We start from the raw sequence: 1347 nt of genomic DNA on the forward strand, positions 1-1347 counted from the left end.
GTTGGTACTGCTCGCAACTCTGCTGGCTGACGATCGTGGGAGCGGGCTTGCCCCGCGATGAGACCGACACGCTCCACACATCTGCCAACCTGTGTCTATGCTTCTTCTCGCATACATCCACCGGTATCGACCACAAGGAAGACAGGCCAATGACTGCCACCCTCGCACGCGCTGTTGCTTTCGCCTCGTTAGTGTCCGCCGCCAGCCTCGCCGCCCACGCCGCCGAACTGCCCATCGCCAGCGAGGCGCTGGAAAGCCATATCACCACCGAAGTGACCAAGATCGACCTGCCCAACCGCCAGGTCACGGTCAAGGGTCCCCACGACAAGGACGTGACCTTCCAGCTCACCAAACAGGCCAAGGCCCTGCCCAACCTCAAGGTCGGCGACCAGGTCGACATCAAAGTCACCCGTGCCATCGCCTATGTACTGAACACCAATGTCGGCGGCGCGCCCAAGGCCTCCGAGGAATCGGGCACCATCCGCGCCACCGCGGCCAACCCCAACCCAGGTGGCGAGGCTTTCCGCCAGGTCAAGGTCACCTCGCAGATCAAGAAGATCGACCTGAACACTCATGAAGTCACCCTGCTGCCGCCCGAAGGCAAACTGCAGGTGGTCAAGGTCGAGAATCCCGAACTGCAGGCACGCATGAAAAACCTCAAGGTCGACCAGACCGTCGAAGCCATCTTCACCGAAGTACTGAGCGTGGAAACTTCCCGCCCAGCCCAGTAAAACCTTTGGCCGGCCCGCGCATCGAAAGCCATGTGAGCCTTTCCCCCCTTCAGGAGGTTTCCCATGGCGATGCGCCTGGCCGTGCCGTTTTGCTGCTGCCTTACCCTCGCGCTCACGGGCTGCACCAGCGCCCGCGACGAGCAGCCACCGCCTACCACGCAACAGGTCGAGCTCCAGCGCTATCAGGGCACCTGGTATGAACTGGCGCGCCTGCCGATGTTCTTCCAGCGCAATTGCGTGCAGTCCGAGGCCCGTTATGGCCTGCGCGAGGACGGGCGCATCGACGTCTCCAACCGCTGCCTGGAAAAGGACGGCCAATGGAACCAGGCCAATGGCATCGCCGAGGCGCAGGTACCCGGCCGCACCGACAAGCTCTGGGTGCGCTTCGACAACTGGTTCAGCCGCCTGGCACCGGACCTGACCAAGGGCGAATACTGGGTGCTGTATCACGACGCGGATTACCGCGTGGCCGTGGTCGGCCACCCGAACCGCGAATACCTGTGGCTGCTGTCGCGCACCCCCACTGTCAGTGACCAGACCCGTGACCAGCTACTGGCGCTGGCGCGCAAGCAGGGTTATCCCACCGAGCAATTGATCTGGCGCCAGGCCAAACTCT

At 63.0% G+C, this 1347-nt stretch carries 2 protein-coding genes; both read left to right on the forward strand.

Annotated elements, in window-relative coordinates; all coding sequences use genetic code 11:
* Positions 1–149 precede the first annotated feature (149 nt).
* Complete coding sequence (locus ACQ4OD_RS26300) at positions 150–731, forward strand: hypothetical protein (RefSeq protein WP_430945218.1); 582 nt, start codon at positions 150–152, stop codon at positions 729–731.
* Between the two features lie 63 nt (positions 732–794).
* Positions 795–1347: lipocalin family protein (locus ACQ4OD_RS26305; protein WP_110698569.1), on the forward strand; the 553-nt coding region annotated here is incomplete at its 3' end.

The sequence above is a fragment of the Pseudomonas sp. WC1 genome (assembly GCF_050586565.1).
Classification (GTDB): domain Bacteria; phylum Pseudomonadota; class Gammaproteobacteria; order Pseudomonadales; family Pseudomonadaceae; genus Aquipseudomonas.